Origin of the sequence: Microlunatus capsulatus, assembly GCF_017876495.1 — a bacterium.
Classification (GTDB): domain Bacteria; phylum Actinomycetota; class Actinomycetes; order Propionibacteriales; family Propionibacteriaceae; genus Microlunatus; species Microlunatus capsulatus.
In genome coordinates, this window is sequence record NZ_JAGIOB010000001.1 from 1,925,246 (window position 1) to 1,946,396 (window position 21,151).

A 21,151-nucleotide genomic window follows, 5' to 3' on the forward strand; every position below is an offset into this window, starting at 1 on the left:
GGGCCGCCGGGATGCGAACGGGCTCAGGCGGCGGCCGCCGGGTCGTGGCAGGTGTCGGCGCCGCTCCCGTGCCGGGGGTGGCGGTGCCGGCGCCCGCCGTAGATGACCGCCCCGCAGGTGCACAGCGACCACCCGCACCGGTCGTCGGGGCAGTGCGGGGCCAGGGTGTCGAGGTTGGTGCAGTGCGGGCAGGCGCGGTGGCCGGGAGCGCGGACGACCGGTCCGGCCGCACGGGCGCGCGGGCCGCCGAGCTCGGCCCGCAGGAGGAACAGCCGGGCCCACAGGGGGTGGGCGCTCATGACGCCTCCGGGCGGGCGGGACGTCGGGGGGACGGTGGGAGCGAGGTCTGGAGCACGGGCGGCACTTCCGGGGAGCGCGGGCGAGGTCGGGCACGCCGCCGTCGCCGTGCCCTGCTGCCCCCGGTCTACCCACCGGGACCTTGGTGCACACGCACCGACGGGCACCGGGTGCACCGCCCGCCCGTCGGGGCGGCCATCCTGGACGTCCGCCGACGGGGAGGAACCCGATGACCACCGACGCCAGCAGCTGGCGCGCCACCCACGCGGAGCCGTGGGCGCGGACCGTCCTGCAGGTGCTGCGCACGCCCTACCCCTACGCGTCCCAGCACGTCGTCGAGGGTCCGGACAGCACCGACGCCGACCCCCTCCGACGGCACCCGGCCTTCTGGGGCAGCTTCGACTGGCACTCGTCGGTCCACATGCACTGGTCGGCGGTCCGGCTGCTGACGCTGGCGCCCGAGCACCTCACCGCCGGCACCCGCGAGGCGCTCGTCGCCCTGCTCGACGAGCGCCTGACCGCGGACGCGGTCGGGGCCGAGGCCGCGCACCTGCGCGCCCGCCCGACCTTCGAGCGGCCGTACGGCTGGGCGTGGGCCGCGACCCTGGCCGCGGCGGCCGCGGACGCCCCGCTGCCCCGGGCCGCGACGTGGGCCCGCGCGCTCGAGCCGCTGGCCGACGCCGTGGCCGACGCCCTGCTGGCGTGGCTCCCCCGGCTCGCCCACCCGGTCCGGCACGGCGTGCACAGCAACACCGCCTTCGCGCTGGCCCTGCTGCACGAGGCGTACGGCCGGCTCGGACGCGGCGACGTGGTGGAGGCCGTCGAGGCGTCGGCCCGGCGGTGGTTCGCCGACGACCGCGACTACCCCGCCCGCTGGGAGCCGAGCGGCAGCGACTTCCTCTCCCCCGCCCTCTGCGAGGCCGACCTCCTGCGGCGGGTGCTGCCGGCCGACGCGTTCGAGCCCTGGCTCGCCGCCTTCCTGCCCGGCCTCGGCCGGGCCGGGGACCCGCTGCTCGGCGTGCCCGAGGTCCTCGACCGCACCGACGGCCAGGCCGTGCACCTCGTCGGCCTGGCGCTGTCCCGGGCCTGGCAGCTGCGGCTGCTCACCCCGCACCTGCCGCCGGGACGTCGTCGTCGGGTGGCCGAGGCGACGGAGCGGCAGACCGCGGCCGCGGCCGGGGAGACCGTCGACGGCGACTTCATGGCCACCCACTGGCTGGTCTCGTTCGCCCTGCTGGCCGCGACCGCCGAGGAGGCCTGAGCCGCCGGCACCGGTGTGGCCAGGGTCACCCGGCGGCCGGGGAGAGGGCCCGGAATAGCCGCGGGGGTGAGCTGGTTGTGATCACCGTGCCGCCCGGTGCGTGACCCCCGGGCCTCACCCCTTCGCCGCTTCGAGCGGCCACTCGCCGAGAGGCGTCCGCCGGGCGGCACGCCAGCTTCCACCAGCGACTCCCCGTCGCACCCCAGCCCCCCTGGACGTCGGGCACGGGCCCGGAACAATCGGACCCGGTCGCTGGTTGGAGAGAGCAGTGCCGTCCGGTGCAAGACCCCCGGGCCTCACCCCTTCGCCGCTTCGAGCGGCCACTCGCCGAGAGGCGTCTGCCGGGCGGCACTCCCACACTTACCTCGCCCGCGTGCCGGACCGCGAGAGCCGAGCTCGAGCCGGATCCCTGGGAAGTCAGCGCTCGACGAGCTCACGGGGCCTCCGGAGGACTGCGACGCGCATCGAGCGCTGACGTCCCGGGGACGTTCCGGCGAGCGAGCCGCTACAGCGCCACCGCCCGGACCGCCAGCACGTCGGGCAGGTGGGCGGCGACCTGGCTCCAGGAGTCGCCGTCGTCGAGGCTGGCGAAGACCGAGCCATCCCGGGCCCCGAGGTACAGGCCCGCCTGCTCGGCGTGGTCGGTGGTCATCGCGTCCCGCATGACGGCGGACCAGAAGTCGTCCGGCAGCCCCGTCCGCGACGGGGCCCAGCTCTGCCCCGCGTCGTCGGAGCGCCACACCCGGGCCCGGCCCTCGGGCGGGATCCGGGCGCCGTCGGCGACCAGCGGGAAGACGTAGACCGTCTCGGGCCGGTGCGGGTGGACGACGACCGGGAAGCCGAAGTCCGCGGGCAGCCCCTCGGCGATCGACACCCAGCGGTCCCCGCCGTCGTCGGAGCGGTAGACGCCGTGGTGGTTCTGCGCGAACAGCCGCTGCGGGGCCGACGGGTGCGCGGCCACCTTGTGCACGCACTGGCCGAACTCCGGCCACGGGTCGGGGAAGAAGTAGGCCTTGATGCCCTGGTTGGCCGGCGCCCAGGTGGCGCCGCCGTCGGCGGTCCGGTACACCCCGCCGGTCGACATCGCCACCGTCACCTGCTGCGGGTCGTCGGGGTGCGGCACGACGGTGTGGATCGCCTGGCCGCCGAAGCCGGCGCCCCACTCCTCGCGGTGCGGGTGGTCCCACAGCGAGCGGACCAGGGTGAAGGACTCGCCGCGGTCCTCGGAGCGGAAGAGCGCCGAGGGCTGGGTGCCGGCCCACACCACGTCGGGCTCGACGGCCGACGGCTGGATCTGCCAGACCCGCTCGACGCTGCTGCCCAGGTCGGCCGGGAACCGGACGGCCGCGCCGTGGGTCTCGGTCCAGCTCTCGCCCAGGTCGTCGGAGTAGTAGACGCCGGGTCCCCAGTGCTCGCTGGTCCCGCCGGCGAACAGCCGGGGCACGTCCCCGCGGTCGTCGACGCCGAGGCCGTAGATGCCCTGCATCAAGAACTCCGGCGGCGACCAGGTCCAGCGGTCCCGGTCCTCCGACCGGCCCACCCACAGCCCCTTGCGCGTCCCCACCAGCAGCACCGCTCCGCCCATGACCGCTCCTCGCTCGTGCACCCCCGCGCCCGGGCCCGGTCGCCGGCGGGCGGTCCAGGGTGTCGAGCGTCAGACCCCGGCGGGACGCCGAACTCATCGGGACGTCCCCGCCACCGCGTGCGCGGGACCGGCGCTCCCCCCGCCACCCCGGTCGGGCGGACGTCGGGAAGACGGCAGACTGTCCGGGTGCAGCGACGAGGCCGGGGAGCGGACGGGTGAGCGCGACCCCCGTCGTCGTCGGCGACCGCTACGAGCTCGGCGAGCCGCTGGGCCGGGGTGGCATGGCCACCGTGCACCGGGCCCGGGACCGCCGGCTGGACCGGCAGGTCGCCGTCAAGCAGCTCAGCCTCCACCTGGCCGCGGACACCACCGCGCAGGCCCGCTTCCGCCGGGAGGCGCAAGCCTCCGCCAGCCTCAACCACCCCGCCATCGCCTCGGTCTTCGACACCGGCGAGGGCACCGACCCCGCGACCGGCGTCGCGCTGCCCTACATCGTCATGGAGCTGGTCGAGGGCTCGACCCTGCGCGACGTGCTGGCCGCCGGCCCACTGGCCCCCGACCGGGCGCTGACGGTGGTCCGCAGCGTCCTGGACGCGCTGGCGCACAGCCACGCGGCGGGCCTGGTGCACCGCGACATCAAACCGGCCAACGTGATGATCACGACCGGTGGCGCCGTCAAGGTCATGGATTTCGGGATCGCCCGGGCGGTCGACGAGAGCGCCACGAGCCTCACCGGCACCGCCTCGGTGATCGGGACCGCGCAGTACCTCTCGCCCGAGCAGGCGCTGGGCCGCCCCGTCGACCTGCGCAGCGACCTGTACTCCGTCGGCTGCCTGCTGTTCGAGCTGGTGACCGGACGGCCGCCCTTCGTCGCCGAGACCTCGCTGGCCATCGCCTACCAGCACGTCCGCGAGGACCCGGTGCCGCCGAGCAGCCTGGAGCCGTCGCTGGACCCGGCCCTGGACGCCGTCGTCCTCCGGGCGCTGGCCAAGGACCCCGACGAGCGCTACCCGTCCGCCGCCGCGATGCGCGAGGACGTCGACCGCCTGCTGGCCGGGGCCCCGGTCGCGCCCCCGCCCGCGCCGTCGGAGCCGCCCGGCACCGTGACCGCCGCCCTGCCCCCGCGGCTGGCCGGCGCCGCCGTCGCCGCCACGCCGCCGGGACCCCCGACGGCGCCGACCGCGCTCGTGGGTGCCGCCGCACCGCCCGCGGGCGAGGACCCGGCACCGGAGGAGCGCCGGCGGTCCTCCGGGCGCCGCGCCGTGCTGGTCGTCCTGGCGGTGTTCCTCGTGCTGGGGCTCGGCGCCTTCGGCCTGTCCCGGGTCTTCGGCCCGACGGCCAGCCAGGCGGTGACCGTCCCCGACGTCGGCGGCCAGTCGCGCGCGGCCGCCGAGGCCGCCCTCCGCGACGCCGACCTCGTCCCGCGCGTCGTCCCCCGGGCCGGCGCCGAGGACGACGCGGTCGGGACGGTCCTCGACCAGGAGCCGGGAGCCGACGCCCGGGTGCCGGCCGGCAGCACCGTCACCCTCACCGTCGGTGCCGGCGAGGCGACCGCCACCATCCCCGACGGCCTGGTCGGCCGCCCGGTCGCCGAGGCCGAGCGGGCGCTGGAGAGGCTCGGCTTCACCGACGTCAGCACCGACGCCGTGGACGGGGACGGCGACGCCGAGCCCGGCGACGTCGTCTCGGTCAAGCCCGCGGAAGGGAAGCGTGTGGCGCTGGACGCGGCGGTCCGGATCCGCTTCGTCCGCGACGCCGCCGCGGCCGACGGCCAGGACGAGAGCGGCGACGACGGGCCCACGGCGGCGGCCCCCAGCGCGTCGAGCGCCCCGAGCGCCACGGCCGACGAGGACGCCGAGCCGTCGGACGAGCCCACCGACGACGCGACCAGCGAGGCCCCGGACGACGACCCGACCACCGACGCCCCGACCGAGGAGCCGAGCAGCAGCGCGACCGACGAGCCGGGCCCGAGCGCCTCGGCGTCGGAGGGCACCGGCGGAGGGTCGAGCGAGAAGCCGGGCAAGCCGGAGAAGCCGGAGCCGACGAAGTCCGGCGGGAACGGCGGCGGCAACGGCAAGGGCGGCGGCAACGGGAACGGGAACGGCAGCCAGGACGAGGGCTCCGACCAGGGCTAGCGCCCCTCGCTCAGGCGGACAGGCCCCCCGCGGCCAGGTCGCGGCGCAGGCCCTCGAGCAGGACGGTGCGTCCCGACGCGCGCCGCTGCTGCTCCGCCCGCGCGTCGGCCAGCCGCTGGCGGGCCTCGGCCACCACGCGGTCGACCGTCGCCAGGTCCCCGGCCTGCTCCGTGGCCGCGGCCCGGCGGGAGCGAGCGGCCCCGAGGGCGAGCAGCCCCAGGACGACCCCCACCGCGAGGACCAGCAGGACGAGGCCGAGGGGCCAGCCCAGCAGGGCGCCGACCAGAGCCAGCAGGCCGGCGGCGCCCGCCAGCACCCCCGGGACGACGGGGCTCCAGGTCCCGTCGTGCGGTCGGGCGCTGATGTTGTGCCGCACCTGTGCGAGCCGCGCCGGGTCGGGGCCGTCCGGGCCGACCACCAGCGGGCCGCCCGGGGTGCGCTGCTCGACCGGCTCGACGGCCGGGAGCGGCGACGCGGCCGCCGCCTCGACCGCCTGCCGCAGCCCGGGGTGCAGCCAGCCCAGCAGCCGGGCCCGCAGCGCGGGGTCGCGGGTGCCGGCGAACGCCTCGCGGACCAGGTCCCGGACCCCCGTCCGGACCGGCTCGGCCGGTGCGGTCGGCGGCAGCCCGCCCGGGTCCTCGATCCGCTGCCGCAGCAGGCGTGCGCGCACCAGCAGGTCGCGCTCCGGCTCCGAGCCCTCGGCGATCATCGCGCCCGCCGTCGCGCGCAGCACCGCCCGCGGGTCCTCGTCGGCGGCCGGCGGCGCCACCGGCTCCTCGGCCGCGCGGCGGCGGGAGACCTCCCGCCGGCGGGGGGCGGGGGCCACGAGCGGCAGCAGCACCTGGCCGTCCAGCAGGGCGCGGACCCAAGCCAGCTCGGCGTCGGCGTCCGCGGCGCCGCTCTGCTCGGCCACCCAGTCGCGCCACTCCGCCGCGTCGCCGCCCGCGAGCGTGGGGGCCCAGCGCTCGCCGACAGCGGCGAGCAGGTCGGGGCCACCACCCGGGTCGTTGTGCACCCCGGCCAGCAGCGCGTGCCAGAGCGCGACCTGCTCGGGGCCGAGGGAGCCGTCGGTGACCAGCAGGTCGGGCACCCGGTCGGCCACCAGGGCGCCGCGGCCGAGGGCTCCCAGCAGGACGACGACGAAGAGGTCGGCCTGCCGATCCAGGGCCGCGGCGCGCTCCTCCGCGGCGCGGTCGGGCGCGCCGGCGACCAGCGCCGTCACCGCGTTCATCGCGTGCGGCAGCCAGTAGTCGTCCTCGGGCCCCGGCTCGACGCGCTCGGCCGGGCGGCCGGCCACCAGCGCCTCGACGGCGGCGAGCACGTCGCGGCGGACGGCCGCCGTGCCGGCGTGCGCGGCCAGCTGCTCGCGGACGTCACCGAGCTCCACGTAGGCGTCGAAGGCCTGGGAGAGGGCGTTCAGCCGCGTCTCCAGGGAGCCCTGCAGCTGCGCGAGCTGACTGCTGAGCCGCGAGCTCCGCGCGTTCGCCGAGGCCGAGGAGGCCGCCAGGTCGTCGACCTGCGAGCGCAGCAGGTTGGTGCGTCCCGCCTCGCTGGTGAAGAACCAGTCCCAGTCCGTCATGGCGCTCATCCTGCCCGGACGCCGGGTCGGAGGCGGTGACCACGGGGCAGGATGGGGCCGTGGCGGTGGAGCGCGAGCGGGACGAGCAGGGTCGGGCGCGCAACGCGCGCCCGCGCGACGGGCTGGGCCGGCCGCTGCCGCGCGGCGCCACCGGGGTGCCCCGGGTGCCCGACGACCTGCTGCTGCCGCCCGGGCCCACGCTCGTCGAGGCCCAGCGGCTGCTCGACGCCGGGATGCCGTTCCACGCCCACGAGGTGCTGGAGGCCCGCTGGAAGGCAGCGCCGGACGCCGAACGCGAGCTCTGGCAGGGCCTCGCCCAGCTCGCCGTCGGCTGGACCCACCTGCTGCGCGGCAACCCGGCCGGGGCGACGACGCTGCTGCAGCGCGCCCGTCGGCGGATCGCGCCCTACACGTCGGGCCCGCCGCACCAGGTCGACGTCGTCGGGCTGGCCGCCTGGTGCGACACGGCCCTCGACGCCTTGGCCACCGGCGGTGCCGCGACCGCGGCGGCGCCCCGGCTGCAGCAGGACCCGTCCGCCGGCTGAGCGGCGACGCGCCGCGGGGACGGGTCAGCAGGTCCAGGCGTGCACCCGGACGGCGGTCCCCCGGACGGTCGAGCGCAGCTGGACGAGGTCGCAGAGCTGGTTGGCGACCCAGAGCGCGTCGTGGTCCTCCCCGCAGGGCGCCCGCCGGCCCAGCAGCGGGTCGTCCACGCCGACGTCGTCGGCGACCTCGCAGACGACGGCGCCCGGCTGAGCCCAGATCGTCACGGTGCCGCCCCCGGCCCCGCGGTGGAGGCTGCCGGCCGCCAGCCGCTCGACGACGTGCGCGAGCTCGGCCGCCCGGGCGGCGCTGAGCCCCGCGACGTAGAACTCGAGCCGGGTGTAGGTCAGCAGCCGGCCGACGTCGGCGGTGGTGAAGTGCGCCCGCCTCACCTGGACGGGCGGCGCGGCGAGGTCACCGGCGAAGAGCGAGTCCACGTGGTCGCGGCCCCGGTACCCGGCGCTGCCGCTCCACCCGCCGGCGTCGACCAGCACCGGGTGGCTGCGGAAGGCCTCCTCGAGGACGTCGGCGCCGAGCCCGCCGGTGTCGTAGGGGCAGATCAGCCAGAACGGGACCTCGGGGTCGACGGCGACGTTGAGCAGCGCCTCGTGCAGCTGGCACTCCAGCAGCTCCTCCGCCCGGCGGCCGGGCCAGATCGGCTCGCCGATGCCGCGCACCGGCCGGCCGCCCGCGGCCTCCTCGTCGAGGAACCGCTGCCAGGCGGGGATGATCCGGGCCGGGTTGGCGCCCAGCTGGTGCATGTCGACGAAGGTGACCTCGGCGGCGCGCTCCCCCAGGCCCTCCTGCAGCCAGCGGGTGTGCTCCGGGCCGACGGCGACCATCACCGGCTCGTCGGCGTCCAGCCCCTCCCGCAGGAAGGGCACGAGGCCGGCCGTGAAGTCGTCGGCGTCGGCCCAGAGGAACGCCTCGTGGCGGTAGCTCTGGTGCTCCCGCGCGGGCGAGGACCACGACATGCTGGACTCCCCCGGTCACCGATGCTCTGGAGCGCCGACCGTAGCCCGGCCCGCCGGTGGGCGTCAGGTACCAGAACACCCACCCTTCTCGAGCCCACAGCAGGCCCATCCGCGCATCGCGGCCAGGCACCCGGACCGCGCGCCGCCGGAGTGAGGAGGAGCCCGTGGACACGCTCTTCGTCCACGGGTGACGACGAAGCCGGCGGGTCAGAGCGCGGTCCGCGCCCGAGCGGAGCGAGGGCAGACGACACCGCGCTAGCCCGCCGGGGTGTGCAGGGGGCAGCCCGGGCCGGCGGCGGACGCGTCGTCGGCGTCCTCGGCGGTGGCCCGCTCCTGCTCGCGCGCCCGCCGGTACTGCTCCACCACCTGGCTGGCGAGCCGGCCCAGCGGGGCGACCTCGATACCCTGCTGCTGGGCCCAGGCCCGCACCTCACGGCCGTCCACCGGCTCCTCCGGCGGCGGCTGGGCCGGCCGTCCGTGGCTGGTGTAGCGGCTCAGCAGGCGGCGCATCTCCTCGACGTTCTCGGCCCGCAGGTCGATCTCGTAGGCACGGCCCTCGAAGCAGAAGTGGACGGTCCCGCCGCCCTCGTCGACCTCCTGGCCGTCGAGGTCGTCGTAGCTGCGGTAGGTCATCACCCGCACCATGCTCTGCGCCTCCTGTCGCTCGTCGGCCCGGTCCGCACGGGCCCCACGACAGCCAGGACGCCGTCGTGGGCCGGATCGTCACGCACCTCCCCCGAGGAATCTCGACAGCGCCGGCTCCGCCCCGCCGTGCGGGGCGGGACCGGCACCCGCCTACTGGCCGATCTTGTCGTCGGCGGCCTGCTGCGCCGTGTCCACCTGCTCGCCGCCCTTGCCGCCGAGCTTGGCGTCGGCGGCGTCGCCGGCCTTGTCGAGGCCCGCGTCGCTGGCCTTCTCCACGCCCTCGCCGCTGACCTTGTCCTTGAGCTCGTCCAGACCCATGGGTCCTCCTCGATCGGTGCGCACGGGACGGCGGCTGCCGTCCCGTGCGTGCTGTACCCACCCGCGGCGGGCTGACCCGGTGACCTGTGGCGCCCCTGAGCGGGCCAGGACTCGCCGCCGAGCGCCCGCCTACCATCGGGGCCGTGTCCGCCACCCTCGTCCGCCTGTTCGTCGTCGTCGCGTCCGTCGAGGCCCTCTCCTGGCTGGGCCTGCTCGTCGGGATGTACGTGAAGTACTTCACCGGAGCGGGCGAGCTGGGCGTCAAGATCTTCGGGCCCGTGCACGGCGGCGTCTTCGTCGCCTACGTGCTGCTGACGCTGCTGGTCTCCCGCACGCTGCGCTGGTCGGTCTGGACCACGCTGCTGGCGCTGGCCTGCTCGGTCCCGCCCTTTGCCACCCTGGCCTTCGAGTGGTGGGCGGTCCGCACCGGCCGGCTGACCTGGCCGGCCCGCCGCGCCGGCCGGAGCGCGGCCGCCGTCGCCGGGTGACCGGGGCCACGGCGGACGCTGACGAGAACACCTCCGCGCGGTGAGATGATCGCCGGAGCACCGGAGGGGGCCGCCATGACGTCCGACACGCAGCCGAGCACGCGGGTCACGCTGGCCAGCGTGGCCAGGGAGGCCGGGGTGTCCCTGCCCACCGTCTCCAAGGTGCTCAACGGCCACCACGACGTCGCCGAGGAGACCCGTCAGCGGGTCCAGCAGGCGATCCGCGACAGCGGCTACCTCCGGGTGACCCGGCGCGCGGGCAAGCCCACCACCCCCGTCGTCGAGCTGGTCTTCGACGACGTGGTCAGCGCCTACTCGATCGAGATCCTGCGCGGGGTGACCGACGCCGCCAGCAGCCACGACGTCGACGTCGTCATCGCCAAGTTCGGCCGCTTCGGCGACCGCCGGCCCGACGCGGACCACTGGGCCCGGCGCTCCCGGCTGGCGGGCCGCTCGGGGATCATCTCGGTGACGACGGAGATGACGGCGGACCACCTCAGCGCCTTCGAGCGCGAACGGCTGCCGCTGGTCCTCATCGACCCGATCAACCCGCCGCCGCGCCGCGACACCGTCAGCGTCGGGGCCACGAACTGGGCGGGCGGGATGGCGGCGACCGCCCACCTGACCGCGCTCGGCCACCGGCGGATCGCCTACGTGGGCGGCGAGCCTGGCGCGACCTGCAGCCAGGCCCGGCTCTACGGCTACCACGCCGCGCTCGCCCAGGCGGGCATCGCGCAGGACCCGGCGCTGGTGCACGGCGGGGGCTTCGACACCCCGACCGGCTACGCGGCCACCCTCGCGCTGGCGGCGCTGCCCGACCCGCCGACCGCGGTCTTCGCCGGCTGCGACGCGACCGCCGTCGGCGTCGTCGAGGCGGCGCGGACGCTGGGCCTGCGGGTGCCGGAGGACCTCAGCGTCGTCGGCTTCGACAACACCTACCTGGCCGAGCACTGCTTCCCGAAGCTGACGACGATCGCCCAGCCGCTGGAGGAGATGGGCCGGGTGGCGCTGCGGACGCTGCTGCGGCTGGCGGACGGCGAGACGCTGGAGAGCCACCACGTCGAGCTCGCCACGCAGCTGGTCGAGCGGGCGTCGACCGCCCCGCCGAGCCGCCGCTCGGGCTGACGCGCAGCTCTCGTACCGATTGACATTCGATAGATCATGGTCGACCATCGATGCATGGTGACGGAATCTCGTGCGGTGGCCGCCCTGCGGTTCTTCCTCGTCGTGCTCTTCGCGGTGCTCGTGCTGTTCCAGGTGATGTCGCTCCCGGGGCAGTTCCGGCACCTGGCCGAGCAGGACCCCGAGATGGCCTACCTCCGGTGGCCGGCGACGGCGGTGACGGTGTTCTGGGTGCTCTGCGTGCAGGTGGTCGTGGTCTGCACCTGGAAGCTGCTCACCCTGGTGCTGGCCGACGAGATCTTCACCGACGGCGCCCTGCGCTGGGTGGACGGGATCGTCTGGGCCGTCGGCGCCGCCTGGGTCGTGCTGGTGGCCGTGCTGCTGTTCGTCGGGTTCAACGCCACCGACCCGGGGCTGCCGCTGCTGCTGTTCCTGCTGACGGTCGGGGTCACCGTGCTGGGCCTGCTGATGGTGGTGATGCGGGCGCTGCTGCGCCGCGCCACCACCCTGCGGACCGATCTGGAGGGGGTGATCTGATGCCGATCGTCGTGCGGATCGACGTCGAGCTGGCCAGGCGCAAGATGAGCGTCGGGGAGTTCGCCGAGAAGGTCGGGATCAGCCCGGCCAACGTCGCGGTGCTCAAGAACGGCCGCGCCAAGGCCGTCCGCTTCCAGACCCTCGAGGCGATGTGCCGGGTGCTGGGCTGCCAGCCGGGCGACCTGCTCGAGTGGGTGGAGTGAGCAGGGCTCGGAGCACGGCCGGACGGGTCGCGGCCACCGTGGCGACCCTGCTCGTGGTGGCGGCGGGCGTCGCGGGCGTCGTGGCCGGGGAGCGGGACGACTCCCCCGGCCTGCAGGCCCTCGGCGCCCTGCTCGTCCTCGCCGCGGTGGTGCTGCACGTCCGGGCCCGGCGCCACCGCCGGCCGACCCCGCCGCGGGCGTGACGGGCGGGCGGCGGCCCCAGCCTCAGCCGGCGACGAGGTCGGCCAGCACCGCGCGCGCCGAGCGGGGCTCCCGGCCGAGGAGGTCGGCGAGCGCGGGGTGGGTGACGGCGAACTCGCCCCGACGGGCCGCCCGGTACATCCCGAGCGTGAAGTCCGCGGCCGCCGGCGGCATCCCCGACGCGACCGCGCCGGCCTTCCACTCCTCGTCGTCGACCACCACCCGGGTGACCGTCCGGCCGGTGAGCTCGGACAGGACGGCGGCGACCGCCTCGAGGTCGAGGGTCTCCGACGCCGTCAGCGGCGGGGTCACGCCGTCCAGGACCGCGTCGTCGACGAGCGCGACGGCGGCCGCCTCGGCCAGGTCGGCGTGGGCGGTCCACGAGACGGGCCCGTCGGCCGGGGCCACGATCCGGCCCGACTCCCGCGCGCCGGCCGTCAGGAAGCCCAGCGTGCTGGCGTAGAAGCCGTTGCGCAGCGCGGTGAAGGGCACGCCGAGCCCGGCCAGGTGGTCCTCGGTGACGGCGTGCGTGGCCTGCGGGGCGAACAGCGAGTCCGGCGACGCCGCCTGGTGGCTGGTGTAGAGGATGCGCCCCGCGCCGGAGGCGCGCGCCGCGTCCAGGGCGGCCAGGTTGGCGGCCACCGCTCCCGGACCCCGGATGGCGGCCGACACCACCAGGACCCTCGTCGCCCCCGCGAAGGCGTCCGCCAGCGTGGCCGGCTCGGTGAAGTCGCCACGCCGCACGCGCACCCCCCGCGCGGCCAGCCCCGCGGCGGCCCCGACGTCGCGGACGCTGACCCCGACCTCCGTGGCCGGCACCCGCTCCAGCAGCTGGTCCACGATCTGCGAGCCCAGCTGACCCGTGGCCCCGGTGACGACGTGCATGCGATCTCCTCTGTGTGTTTCCGCTGATACTGAGAGTACGTTATCACTGGTAGCACCTGGAGTGGACCGCCGTTACGATCGACCGGTGACGAAGGCGCAGGAGACGGGCTCGCGGGAGGACCTCCGGTCCGAGATCGTGGCCGAGGCCGCCCGGCTGCTGCGCGAGAAGGGGGCGGACGGGGTGACCACGCGGGCCGTCGCCCAGGCCGCGGGGGTGCAGGCCCCGACGATCTACCGGCTCTTCGGCGACAAGGACGGGCTGGTCGACGCCGTGGCCGAGCACGTGATGGCCAGCTACGTGGCGAGCAAGGCCGAGGACCCGGGGGCGAGTACGACCGATCCGGTCGCCGACCTGCGCGCGGCGTGGGCCCGGCACGTCGAGTTTGGGCTCGCCAACCCGGAGCTGTTCGCGCTGATGGGGGCACCTGGGCGGAGCGCGCGCTCGCCCGCGACGCTGGCCGGCATCGCCGTCCTCCGCGGGCGGATCGGGCGGCTGGCCGCCGCCGGCCTGCTGCGGGTCGAGGAGCCGCTCGCCCTGACGATGGTGCACGCCGCCGGCACGGGCACGGTGCTCGCCCTGCTCGGCACCCCGGAGCCCGAGCGGGACCCCGCCCTGGCCGACGCCATGCTCGACGCCGTGCTGGGGCGCGTGCTGGCCCAGGCGCCCGCGGTGCCGGACACGACGACGCGGGCGGTGGCCGTCACCTTCGCCGCGGCCGTCCCGGACCTGCCGGGGCTCAGCGACGCCGAGCGGTCGGTGCTGGGCGAGTGGCTGGACCGGTCCCTGGCCGCCCTGCGCCCCTCGTCGTGAGGGGGGCCAGGTCGCTACGGTGGCCTCAGCGGGACCACGGCGGAGGAGGACAGCGTGCAGCGACCGTTCCGGGCTGAGGACGACGAGAGCCAGCTGGCCCAGTGGGTCGGGCGGGTGACGGCGCGCTGGGCCGCCCGCCGCGACCTCTCGGCCGCGCAGCGCCGGGCCCTGTTCAGCAGCCTGCTCGGCGCGCTGGCGCGGGCGCGGACCCGGACCGGGACGACGTCACCGCTCACCGGCTCCGACCCCGGCGCCTACGCCGACACGACCGCCCAGGAGGCGGTGCTCCGGTTCCGGCGTGAGGCCGGTCCCGGTGCGAGCACGCCGGCCTGAGCCCGTCGCGGGCCGAGTTCCGGTCCAGCGTGTCCACTTGCGGACATGTCCGGAAGTGGACGCCCGAAGTGTCACACCCGGCGTTCGGGCTGCCCTAAGGTAAGGGATGTGTCGGGGGCCATGAACCCCCGAGCTTGGTCCCCGACACCTCACAGCTGAAGTCCGTGACCACCTGAACCCCCGAGCAGGTGGTCACGGACTTCTCTGTTTCTCCGGCCACCGTCGAGCGGACCTGCGGGTCGCTCCGGGCTGGGCACCCCGACCGCCGCCGTCCCGGGCGGTACCCGCACTCAGGACCCACCAGAGCGTGCAGCACGCGTGGCTGACCGGCCCGGAAACGACGAACCGCCGACCGCCGGTGAGCGCTCCTCGGGCGACAGGGTCGCGGGAGGTGCGGTCACCGACGGCCGGCGGCCGTCAGCAGGAGCTCAGAGGGGACGGACGTTGTCCGCCTGCGGGCCCTTCGGGCCCTGCGTGGTGTCGAACTCGACCTTCTGGCCCTCGTCGAGGGAGCGGAAGCCGGAGGAAGCGATCGCGCTGTAGTGCACGAACACGTCCGCGCCGCCACCGTCGACCTCGATGAAGCCGAAGCCCTTCTCAGCGTTGAACCACTTCACGGTGCCTTGTGCCATGACAATCTCCTAGATCTCGAGGCCGCACCTCACGGCCCTCGAATGCTGCGAGGCACCCGAATCGGGGCTCGGCAGATCCTCTCCGCGAAGCACACGCCAGGAGGCGAGACCTACGTCAGCAAGGCAAGTCTTGCACGCCTAGGCCCTGACGCCGAAGCGGCGCCCTCCCCGGCGGGTCCCGGGCCCGTCCGGCACGGGTCGCGAGGCCCCCCCGGCAGCCCCCGCACGCGGACCCCGGGACCCGGCGACGCCTCCCCCGACCCGCCCCCCGGGAGGGGTCAGCGCCCGCAGCTCCGCGCTCAGCACCATCCGGGGCAGGCTGTGGACCAGCACCGCGTCGGGCACGAGACGGTCGACCAGCCCCTCCCAGCGCGTCGCCGTGACGGGGCCCTCGCCCGTCGGGAGCCGGGACGCGTCCACGCGGCGCCGCGCCCGGGCGAGCGCGGCCACGGTGAGGACCGCCGAGAGCAGCGTGAGCACCAGGAGGACCGCCAGCAGGCGCGCGCCCGGTCGGGGCGCCGGCCGGGCGACCGCCTCGGCCAGCACCGGCCGGGTGGCGTACAGCGCCGCCGTCGCCAGCAACCCCCAGCACAGCGAGTACTGCAGGCAGATCCGGCCGCGCAGGTGGCACCACTTGTCGCTGTAGTCCCACGAGACCGTGCCGAACGCCCGGTCGACGACCCAGCCGGAGACGAACTCGACGACGCTGCAGACGACGGCGCTGAGCACGAAGACGACGACGGGGTGGTCCAGCAGCGGGGTGAGCAGCACCGCGCAGGCCGTGCCGCCGACGCCGTAGAGCGGCCGCAGCGGCAGGTAGAGCAGGCCCAGCCGCAGCTCCAGCCGCCGGGTGGTGGCCAGGAAGAACACGCCCTCGACCACGACGCCGGCGCACGAGCAGATCAGGAAGACCCAGCCGACGACGTCGAGCGGGAAGCCGAGCACGGTCACCGGTCCCCCTCGACCCCGGCGGCCGCGCGGCGCGGCGCGGCGGCGGGTGCTCGCCGGTGGGCGGGCGGGCGGGTGGACGTGCGCGTGGTCATGGCGCCCCTCAGGTGACGGCAGACCCACGGCTCGAATCTGGTCGAGGACCTACCCGGGGGCGGTGCGGGGCAAACGCGGCCGGGGACGCCCCGAGGCGCGCCGACCTAGCGGTCGGCCCGGGCGGCGGCGGTCGCGATGGCGAGCAGGGCCTCGGCCGGCGGGCTGAGGCGGCGCGCGGCGGGCCAGACGGCGCGGAGGAGCCGGGTCAGGTCCGCGCCGCGGACCGGCACCGGCAGCAGGCGTCCGTGGTCGAGGTCATCCTGCACGGCCAGCCGGCTGAGGACGGCGGGGCCGGCACCCGCCGCGGTCGCCGACCGGACGGCGGTCGACGTCGAGAGCTCGAGCAGCGGGGCCGCCAGCGGGCCGTGCGCGGCGAGCGCGGCCTCCAGGGCGGTGCGGGTGCCGGAGGTCGGCTCCCGGTGCACCAGCCGGGTGGCGGCGAGCTCGGCCGCGTCGACCCCGCGCCGGCGCGTCCACGGGTGGCCGGGCGCGACGACGACGACCAGCCGGTCGCGCGCCACCACCCGGCTGTCCAGCCCTCCCCCGACGTCGGGGCCCTCGACGAAGCCGAGGTCAGCCTCGTCGCCGAGCACCGCCTGCTCGACCCGCGTCGAGTTCATCGCCTGCAGGCTCACCGCGGTCTGGGGGCGGTCGGCGGCCAGCCGGACCAGCCAGCGGGGCAGGAGGTGCTCGGCGACGGTCATGCTGGCGGCGACCCGCAGGTGCTGGTCCTGGTCCGCGCGTAGGGACGTGATGCCGGCGTCGAGGACCTCGGCGGCGCTCAGCACCTCGCGCGCCCAGCCGGCGACCAGCACCCCCGCCGCCGTGAGCGAGGAGCCCCGCGGGCTGCGCTCGACCAGCGGCACCCCGACCAGCGCCTCCATCGTCCGGAGCCGGGCCGAGACCGCCGGCTGGCTCAGCCCGTGCCGCGCCGCCGCCCGGCCGAGGGAGCCGGAGACGGCGATCTCCAGCAGCAGCGCCAGGCTGTCGAGGTCAGGAACCCGGGGCGAGACCATCAGGTCACCCTATCGCCGCTCATCAGCAGCGCTGATGGGTTGATCCGGTCGCGACCTCTACCGCGGTCGGCCGGAGCGGACGAGGCTCGAGGCGTGACCACCTCCACCCTCCGACCGCCGGCCCGGAGCCGGTGCCGGCCCGGCTGCGACCTGGCCCCGATGAGCCCGCGGCACCTGCTCGGCCACCACCGGCCGGACGGCGACCCGACGTCGGCGGCGCTCCCCGGCCTGGTCGCCGTGGCCCTGGCCACCGCGCTCGCGTTCGGGGTCGCGGACCTGGTGCCGGCGGTCCACCCGGCGACGGTCGCGGTCGTGCTGGGCGCCCTCGCGGCGAACCTCCGGCTGCACCGGCCCGTCCTGCACGCCGGCACGCACGTGGCCTCGCACCGGCTGCTGCGGATCGCCGTCGTCCTCCTCGGCCTGCAGCTCGGGCTGCCCCAGCTGGTCGCGCTCGGCCCCGGCGGGCTGGCCGTGGTCGTCGCCACCGTCGCCGTCACCTTCACCGGCACCCGGCTGCTCGGCCGCGCCCTCCGCGTGCCGCGCGCCCGCGCCCTGCTGGTCGCGACCGGGTTCTCGATCTGCGGCGCCTCCGCCGTCGCCGCGATGTCCGACGTCGCCGACGGCGACGAGGACGACACCGCCGTCGCGATCGCCCTCGTCACCCTCTGCGGCAGCCTCGCCATCGTCCTGCTGCCGCTGCTGCGCGGCCCGCTGGGTCTGGACCCGGCCGACTTCGGCCGCTGGGTCGGCGCCAGCGTCCACGACGTCGGCCAGACCGTCGCCACCGCGAACCAGGTCCCCGGCGCCCTGACCACGGCCGTGGTGGTCAAGCTCAGCCGCGTCGTGCTGCTGGCCCCCCTGGTCGCCGGGGTGGGTCTCGCCGCACGCCGTCGCGCGCGGCGGACGGCTGTCGCCGACCCGGGCCTCGCGACCCGGCGGCCGCCCGTCGTCCCGCTGTTCGTCGTCGGCTTCCTCGCCGCCATCGTCCTCACCAGCACCCACCTGCTGCCGCCGGCAGTCCTCGCCGTCGCCCAGCAGCTGCAGGAGGTGCTGCTGGTCGCCGCCCTCGTCGGGCTCGGTACCGGCATCCAGCTCGCCACCCTCCGCCGAACCGGCGGGCGCGCACTGGTCCTCGGCCTCGGCTCCTGGGTGCTGGTGGCCGGGACGGCCTACCTCGGCGTCCGGCTGCTCGACCTGTGACCGAGGTGAGCGCGAGGCAGCGGGACGCGCGACCGGCGCTGGCCGGACCCGGCGTGGTGGACGGGGTGGACCGGCTGCTGACGGCCTAGGGTGCCCTCGTGACCCGGCTCCGCGCTGTCGTCCTCGTCCGGCTCGTGGCGGCCGCCCTGTCGCTGGCCGGCGTCGTGGTCCAGTTGTTGGTGGCCCTCGAGACCGGGCTGGGGGCGGTCAGCTTCTTCAGCTACTTCACGACGCTGTCCAACGTGCTGGGCAGCGTCGTCCTCATCGGCTCCGCGCTCCGCCTGGTCGCCGGCCGGGCACCCTCGCCGCCGGCGGTCGCCGTCCGCGGCGCGTCGGTCGTCTACCTGGCGTTCGTGGGGCTGGTGTTCAACACCCTGCTGCGCGGTGAGGACCTGGGCGACCTCCGCCCGTGGGTCAACCTCGTCCACCACGTGGTGATGCCGCTCGTGGTGGTCGTCGACTGGGTCCTGCAACCGTCCCGGGTGCGGATCTCGCTGCGCACCGCCCTGCTGTGGGCGGTGTTCCCGGCGGTCTACGTCGCCTACTCCCTGGTGCGCGGCTCGGCCACCGGCTTCTACCCCTACCCGTTCTTCAACCCGGGGGCGAACGGCGGCTACGGAGGTGTCGTCGTCTCCTGCCTCGTCCTGCTGATGGCCTTCGCCGCGCTCGCCCTCCTGGTGCGCTGGGCCGGCAACCGCTCGCCCCGGCAGACGGGGAGCACCGGCCGCACCGCCTGAGGGCAGCGCGGCCGGGTGCGCGAGGCCTCCTGCGCTAGGAGGTCCGACGCCGCGCTCCAGGGGTGAGCGCCGGGTTGTCGAAGGAGTTGTCGACCGGGTTGACCGTGGTGCCGGGGGCGACGATCTGGTCGATCCGGTCCAGCACGTCGGCCTCCAGCACGACGTCGGCGGCCGCGAGCTGGCCCGTGAGCTGGTCCAGGGTCCGCGGGCCGATGATGGCCGACGTGATCGCGGGGTGGGTGAGCACGAAGGCGATGGCCATCTGGATGAGGGTGAGGCCGGCGTCGTCGGCCAGCTGGGCGAGGTCCTCGACGGCGTCGAGCTTGCGCTGGTTCGCCGGCTGGGAGAGGTCGAACCGCTCGGGCAGCCGCCCGGCGCGCGAGGAGGCCTGCTGGCCGCTGTCCTTGCGCCAGCGACCGGACAGCCAGCCGCCCGTCAGGGGGCTGTAGGACAGCACGCCCATCCCGTGCCGCTGGCAGGTGGGCAGGATGTCGTCCTCGACCCGCCGCACGAGCATCGAGTAGGCCGGCTGCTCGGTGACGAAGCGCTGCAGGCCGCGCTCCCGGGCCAGCCACTGCGCCTCGACGATCTGGCTGGCGGGGAAGGTCGAGGCACCGACGTAGCGGACCTTGCCCTGGTGGACGAGGTCGGTGAGGGCGCCGAGGGTCTCCTCGACGTCGGTGTCGGTCCGGGGCCGGTGCACCTGGTAGAGGTCGATCCAGTCGGTGCCGAGGCGGCGCAGGGAGTCCTCGACGGCGCGGATGATCCACCGCCGCGAGCTCCCCTGACGGTTGGGGTCGTCCCCCATCGCCCCGTGGAACTTCGTGGCCAGGACGATGTCGTCGCGCCGCCCTTTGATCGCCTTGCCGACGATCTCCTCCGATTCGCCCTGCGCGTAGACGTCGGCGGTGTCGATGACGTTGATCCCCGCGTCGAGGGCGGTGTGGATGATCCGGACGGACTCGTCGTGGTCGGGGTTGCCCCAGGCGCCGAACATCATGGCGCCGAGGCAGAGCCGGCTGACGGAGACGCCGGTGCGTCCGAGCAGGTGGTGGTTCACGGGGTGCTCCTGGTGGTCGTCCGGTCACGCCGGGGCGGCGGTCCGGTGGTCGGTGGGTGCGCGTGCGCGACCCGCCCGGTGAGCGGGGTGCGGGTCAGGTCGAGGGGTCGCGGCGGGGTGGGATGCGGAGGCTGCTGACGGCGGCGAGGACGAGGAGCCCGGCCGCGATGCCGAGGCTGAGGCGCAGCCCCGGGACGACCTGGTCCGGGTCGGCGATGAGCGCGCCGAAGACGGCGATCGCCACGGCTCCGCCGACCTGGCGGAAGGTGTTGAACACCGCGGAGGCCGTCCCGGCCTGCTGGGCGGGCACCCCCTCGAGGACGACGCCCGTGACCGAGGGCATGGCCAGCGCCCCCCCGGCGCCGACCGGGATGACGCACGCGGCGATCAGGAGGGGGTGGCCCAGCGGGGCGACGAGCAGCATGGCCGTGAGGCCGACCGCCATCGACGTCAGGCCGGCGACGACGGGGAGGCGGGCCCCGAGGCGGTTGGTGACCGGACCGGAGGCCAGGTTGGCGACGATCGCGAAGACGGCCGCCGGCAGGAAGACCAGGCCGGCGCGCAGCGGCGACAGCCCGAGCTCCTGCTGAAGGAAGAGGCTGACGACGAAGACGTGGCCGTAGTTGCCGACCATGAACGCGAACCCGACCGGCAGGGCGAGCCGGACCCCGCGGGCCCGGAACAGGTCCAGCGGCACCATCGGGTGCCGGACCCGGGCCTGCACGAGCACGAAGCCGGCCAGGGCGAGGACCGCGACCGTGAGCGCCGCGACGACCGGCGGCGAGCCGAAACCGGCGTGCCCGCCGTCGATCAGCCCGTAGACCAGCGTGGACAGACCGACGACGGCGAGGACCTGGCCGGCCCAGTCGAACGGGGCGGGCCGGGTGGGCGAGGGGGCGACCGCGCGGAGGAGGACGAGCATGGCGGCGCAGACGGGCAGGTTGATGGTGAAGACCCACCGCCAGTCGACGGTGGTCAGCAGCCCACCCAGCGGCTGGCCGACCAGGGCGGCGACGGCGCCGCCGACCGCCCAGACCCCGAGGGCGCGTGCGCGCCGGGCCGGGTCGGGGAACGCCTCGCGGACCAGGGCCATCGAGGCGGGCAGCATGACCGCCGCGGCCGCGCCCTGGGCGCACCGGGCGGCGATGAGCAGCGCCGCGCTCGGCGCGAAGGCGCAGGCCGCCGACGTCAGGCCGAACAGCGCGATGCCCAGCGCCATCGCCTTCTTCGCCCCGATCCGGTCGGACAGGTTGCCGGCGAAGAGCAGCAGCGCGGCGAACAGCAGGGTGTAGCCGTCGATGACCCACTGCTGGCCGACGGTGCCGCCCCCCAGCTCGGCCCGGATCTGGACCAGCGCCACGTTGACGATGGAGATGTCCAGCGTGATGAGGAAGAACCCCATCGAGGCGACGGCGATCACGACCTGCGCGTGCCGGGCGGCCGGCCGGCCGACGACCGGAGGGGCCACCCGGCTCCCTGTGCTGACGGGCATCGACGTCTCTCTCCCTGCCGTGGACGCTAACCGGAGCGGGTATCTCCGGATGC

At 76.0% G+C, this 21,151-nt stretch carries 24 protein-coding genes; 12 read left to right on the forward strand and 12 right to left on the reverse strand.

Translation table 11 applies throughout. From position 1 onward, the window contains the following. Nucleotides 1-23 precede the first annotated feature (23 nt). On the reverse strand, nucleotides 24-299 hold the full coding sequence (locus JOF54_RS08845; protein ID WP_210054842.1) for a hypothetical protein: 276 nt from the start codon (nucleotides 297-299) through the stop codon (nucleotides 24-26). A gap of 227 nt (nucleotides 300-526) precedes the next feature. Here JOF54_RS08845 and JOF54_RS08850 point away from each other — a divergent pair, with 227 nt between their 5' ends. Further along, nucleotides 527-1,558 (forward strand): DUF2891 family protein, encoded by a 1,032-nt coding sequence (locus tag JOF54_RS08850; RefSeq protein ID WP_210054844.1) that lies wholly within the window; start codon nucleotides 527-529, stop codon nucleotides 1,556-1,558. Nucleotides 1,559-2,063: 505 nt separating this feature from the next. Here the strand turns inward: JOF54_RS08850 and JOF54_RS08855 are convergent. Next, nucleotides 2,064-3,143, reverse strand: coding sequence for a WD40/YVTN/BNR-like repeat-containing protein (locus JOF54_RS08855; protein ID WP_210054846.1), 1,080 nt, complete (start codon nucleotides 3,141-3,143; stop codon nucleotides 2,064-2,066). 215 nt (nucleotides 3,144-3,358) lie between these two features. Between JOF54_RS08855 and pknB the strand changes: the two genes are divergently transcribed. Further along, a complete protein-coding gene (gene pknB / locus JOF54_RS08860) occupies nucleotides 3,359-5,278 on the forward strand; it encodes a Stk1 family PASTA domain-containing Ser/Thr kinase (RefSeq protein ID WP_210054848.1) in 1,920 nt (639 codons plus the stop codon). A gap of 10 nt (nucleotides 5,279-5,288) precedes the next feature. Here the strand turns inward: pknB and JOF54_RS08865 are convergent, their stop codons facing one another. Beyond that, complete coding sequence (locus JOF54_RS08865) at nucleotides 5,289-6,857, reverse strand: hypothetical protein (protein ID WP_210054850.1); 1,569 nt, start codon at nucleotides 6,855-6,857, stop codon at nucleotides 5,289-5,291. Nucleotides 6,858-6,916: 59 nt separating this feature from the next. On the opposite strand from JOF54_RS08865, the gene JOF54_RS08870 reads away from it, so the two are divergent. Continuing rightward, nucleotides 6,917-7,402: a DUF309 domain-containing protein gene (locus JOF54_RS08870; RefSeq protein WP_307803985.1), complete on the forward strand. Its 486-nt coding sequence runs from the start codon at nucleotides 6,917-6,919 to the stop codon at nucleotides 7,400-7,402. Nucleotides 7,403-7,426: 24 nt separating this feature from the next. On the opposite strand, the gene JOF54_RS08875 is transcribed toward JOF54_RS08870, so the two are convergent. The 3 genes from JOF54_RS08875 to JOF54_RS08885 all read right to left on the reverse strand — a co-directional run bounded on the left by JOF54_RS08875 (nucleotide 7,427) and on the right by JOF54_RS08885 (nucleotide 9,337). Further along, on the reverse strand, nucleotides 7,427-8,374 hold the full coding sequence (locus JOF54_RS08875; protein WP_210054852.1) for an anti-sigma factor RsbA family regulatory protein: 948 nt from the start codon (nucleotides 8,372-8,374) through the stop codon (nucleotides 7,427-7,429). Nucleotides 8,375-8,629: 255 nt separating this feature from the next. Continuing rightward, on the reverse strand, nucleotides 8,630-9,019 hold the full coding sequence (locus JOF54_RS08880) for a histone-like nucleoid-structuring protein Lsr2 (RefSeq protein WP_210054854.1): 390 nt from the start codon (nucleotides 9,017-9,019) through the stop codon (nucleotides 8,630-8,632). A gap of 150 nt (nucleotides 9,020-9,169) precedes the next feature. Continuing rightward, complete coding sequence (locus JOF54_RS08885) at nucleotides 9,170-9,337, reverse strand: Rv0909 family putative TA system antitoxin (RefSeq protein ID WP_210054857.1); 168 nt, start codon at nucleotides 9,335-9,337, stop codon at nucleotides 9,170-9,172. Nucleotides 9,338-9,480: 143 nt separating this feature from the next. Here JOF54_RS08885 and JOF54_RS08890 point away from each other — a divergent pair, with 143 nt between their 5' ends. From JOF54_RS08890 to JOF54_RS08910, 5 genes are all read left to right on the forward strand, one after another. Beyond that, complete coding sequence (locus JOF54_RS08890; protein ID WP_307803987.1) at nucleotides 9,481-9,825, forward strand: DUF3817 domain-containing protein; 345 nt, start codon at nucleotides 9,481-9,483, stop codon at nucleotides 9,823-9,825. A 75-nt stretch (nucleotides 9,826-9,900) separates the two neighbouring features. Continuing rightward, nucleotides 9,901-10,950, forward strand: a complete 1,050-nt coding sequence (locus tag JOF54_RS08895) for a LacI family DNA-binding transcriptional regulator (protein WP_210054859.1) — start codon at nucleotides 9,901-9,903, stop codon at nucleotides 10,948-10,950. Between the two features lie 54 nt (nucleotides 10,951-11,004). After that, on the forward strand, nucleotides 11,005-11,484 hold the full coding sequence (locus JOF54_RS08900) for a DUF2975 domain-containing protein (RefSeq protein ID WP_210054861.1): 480 nt from the start codon (nucleotides 11,005-11,007) through the stop codon (nucleotides 11,482-11,484). After that, entirely contained in the window at nucleotides 11,484-11,687 is a 204-nt protein-coding gene (locus JOF54_RS08905; RefSeq protein ID WP_210054863.1) for a helix-turn-helix domain-containing protein, read from the forward strand. The genes JOF54_RS08900 and JOF54_RS08905 overlap by 1 nt, the downstream gene beginning before the upstream one ends. Further along, nucleotides 11,684-11,890, forward strand: coding sequence for a hypothetical protein (locus JOF54_RS08910; protein WP_210059762.1), 207 nt, complete (start codon nucleotides 11,684-11,686; stop codon nucleotides 11,888-11,890). The genes JOF54_RS08905 and JOF54_RS08910 overlap by 4 nt, the downstream gene beginning before the upstream one ends. A 22-nt stretch (nucleotides 11,891-11,912) precedes the next feature. Here the strand turns inward: JOF54_RS08910 and JOF54_RS08915 are convergent, their stop codons facing one another. Then, on the reverse strand, nucleotides 11,913-12,773 hold the full coding sequence (locus JOF54_RS08915) for an NmrA family NAD(P)-binding protein (protein WP_210054865.1): 861 nt from the start codon (nucleotides 12,771-12,773) through the stop codon (nucleotides 11,913-11,915). 85 nt (nucleotides 12,774-12,858) lie between these two features. Here JOF54_RS08915 and JOF54_RS21455 point away from each other — a divergent pair, with 85 nt between their 5' ends. Further along, nucleotides 12,859-13,584 (forward strand): TetR/AcrR family transcriptional regulator, encoded by a 726-nt coding sequence (locus tag JOF54_RS21455; protein ID WP_210054867.1) that lies wholly within the window; start codon nucleotides 12,859-12,861, stop codon nucleotides 13,582-13,584. 54 nt (nucleotides 13,585-13,638) lie between these two features. Beyond that, nucleotides 13,639-13,917, forward strand: a complete 279-nt coding sequence (locus JOF54_RS08925) for a hypothetical protein (protein WP_210054868.1) — start codon at nucleotides 13,639-13,641, stop codon at nucleotides 13,915-13,917. Nucleotides 13,918-14,345: 428 nt separating this feature from the next. On the opposite strand, the gene JOF54_RS08930 is transcribed toward JOF54_RS08925, so the two are convergent. From JOF54_RS08930 to JOF54_RS08940, 3 genes are all read right to left on the reverse strand, one after another. Further along, the gene (locus JOF54_RS08930) at nucleotides 14,346-14,549 is read right to left on the reverse strand and encodes a cold-shock protein (RefSeq protein WP_091414909.1); all 204 of its coding nucleotides are present in this window, start codon (nucleotides 14,547-14,549) and stop codon (nucleotides 14,346-14,348) included. Nucleotides 14,550-14,687: 138 nt separating this feature from the next. Then, entirely contained in the window at nucleotides 14,688-15,500 is an 813-nt protein-coding gene (locus JOF54_RS08935; RefSeq protein ID WP_210054870.1) for a putative ABC transporter permease, read from the reverse strand. Nucleotides 15,501-15,697: 197 nt separating this feature from the next. Then, nucleotides 15,698-16,609, reverse strand: a complete 912-nt coding sequence (locus JOF54_RS08940) for a LysR family transcriptional regulator (RefSeq protein WP_245358026.1) — start codon at nucleotides 16,607-16,609, stop codon at nucleotides 15,698-15,700. A 93-nt stretch (nucleotides 16,610-16,702) separates the two neighbouring features. Between JOF54_RS08940 and JOF54_RS08945 the strand changes: the two genes are divergently transcribed. Next, a complete protein-coding gene (locus JOF54_RS08945; protein ID WP_210054872.1) occupies nucleotides 16,703-17,809 on the forward strand; it encodes a YeiH family protein in 1,107 nt (368 codons plus the stop codon). A 98-nt stretch (nucleotides 17,810-17,907) separates the two neighbouring features. After that, entirely contained in the window at nucleotides 17,908-18,546 is a 639-nt protein-coding gene (locus JOF54_RS08950; RefSeq protein WP_210054875.1) for a Pr6Pr family membrane protein, read from the forward strand. A gap of 34 nt (nucleotides 18,547-18,580) precedes the next feature. Here JOF54_RS08950 and JOF54_RS08955 read toward each other — a convergent pair whose 3' ends face one another. Together JOF54_RS08955 and JOF54_RS08960 are read right to left on the reverse strand one after the other, a co-directional pair. Further along, nucleotides 18,581-19,606 (reverse strand): aldo/keto reductase, encoded by a 1,026-nt coding sequence (locus JOF54_RS08955; protein WP_210054877.1) that lies wholly within the window; start codon nucleotides 19,604-19,606, stop codon nucleotides 18,581-18,583. Between the two features lie 94 nt (nucleotides 19,607-19,700). After that, nucleotides 19,701-21,074 (reverse strand): MFS transporter, encoded by a 1,374-nt coding sequence (locus JOF54_RS08960; RefSeq protein WP_307803990.1) that lies wholly within the window; start codon nucleotides 21,072-21,074, stop codon nucleotides 19,701-19,703. Nucleotides 21,075-21,151 lie beyond the last annotated feature (77 nt).

Coding starts and splice junctions, on each gene's coding strand:
- JOF54_RS08845 (WP_210054842.1), bottom strand. CDS start 299: ATGAGCGCCCACCCCCTGTGGGCCCGGCTGTTCCTCCTGCGGGCCGAG.
- JOF54_RS08850 (WP_210054844.1), top strand. CDS start 527: ATGACCACCGACGCCAGCAGCTGGCGCGCCACCCACGCGGAGCCGTGG.
- JOF54_RS08855 (WP_210054846.1), bottom strand. CDS start 3,143: ATGGGCGGAGCGGTGCTGCTGGTGGGGACGCGCAAGGGGCTGTGGGTG.
- JOF54_RS08865 (WP_210054850.1), bottom strand. CDS start 6,857: ATGACGGACTGGGACTGGTTCTTCACCAGCGAGGCGGGACGCACCAAC.
- JOF54_RS08875 (WP_210054852.1), bottom strand. CDS start 8,374: ATGTCGTGGTCCTCGCCCGCGCGGGAGCACCAGAGCTACCGCCACGAG.
- JOF54_RS08880 (WP_210054854.1), bottom strand. CDS start 9,019: ATGGTGCGGGTGATGACCTACCGCAGCTACGACGACCTCGACGGCCAG.
- JOF54_RS08885 (WP_210054857.1), bottom strand. CDS start 9,337: ATGGGTCTGGACGAGCTCAAGGACAAGGTCAGCGGCGAGGGCGTGGAG.
- JOF54_RS08895 (WP_210054859.1), top strand. CDS start 9,901: ATGACGTCCGACACGCAGCCGAGCACGCGGGTCACGCTGGCCAGCGTG.
- JOF54_RS08900 (WP_210054861.1), top strand. CDS start 11,005: ATGGTGACGGAATCTCGTGCGGTGGCCGCCCTGCGGTTCTTCCTCGTC.
- JOF54_RS08905 (WP_210054863.1), top strand. CDS start 11,484: ATGCCGATCGTCGTGCGGATCGACGTCGAGCTGGCCAGGCGCAAGATG.
- JOF54_RS08915 (WP_210054865.1), bottom strand. CDS start 12,773: ATGCACGTCGTCACCGGGGCCACGGGTCAGCTGGGCTCGCAGATCGTG.
- JOF54_RS08930 (WP_091414909.1), bottom strand. CDS start 14,549: ATGGCACAAGGCACCGTGAAGTGGTTCAACGCTGAGAAGGGCTTCGGC.
- JOF54_RS08940 (WP_245358026.1), bottom strand. CDS start 16,609: ATGGTCTCGCCCCGGGTTCCTGACCTCGACAGCCTGGCGCTGCTGCTG.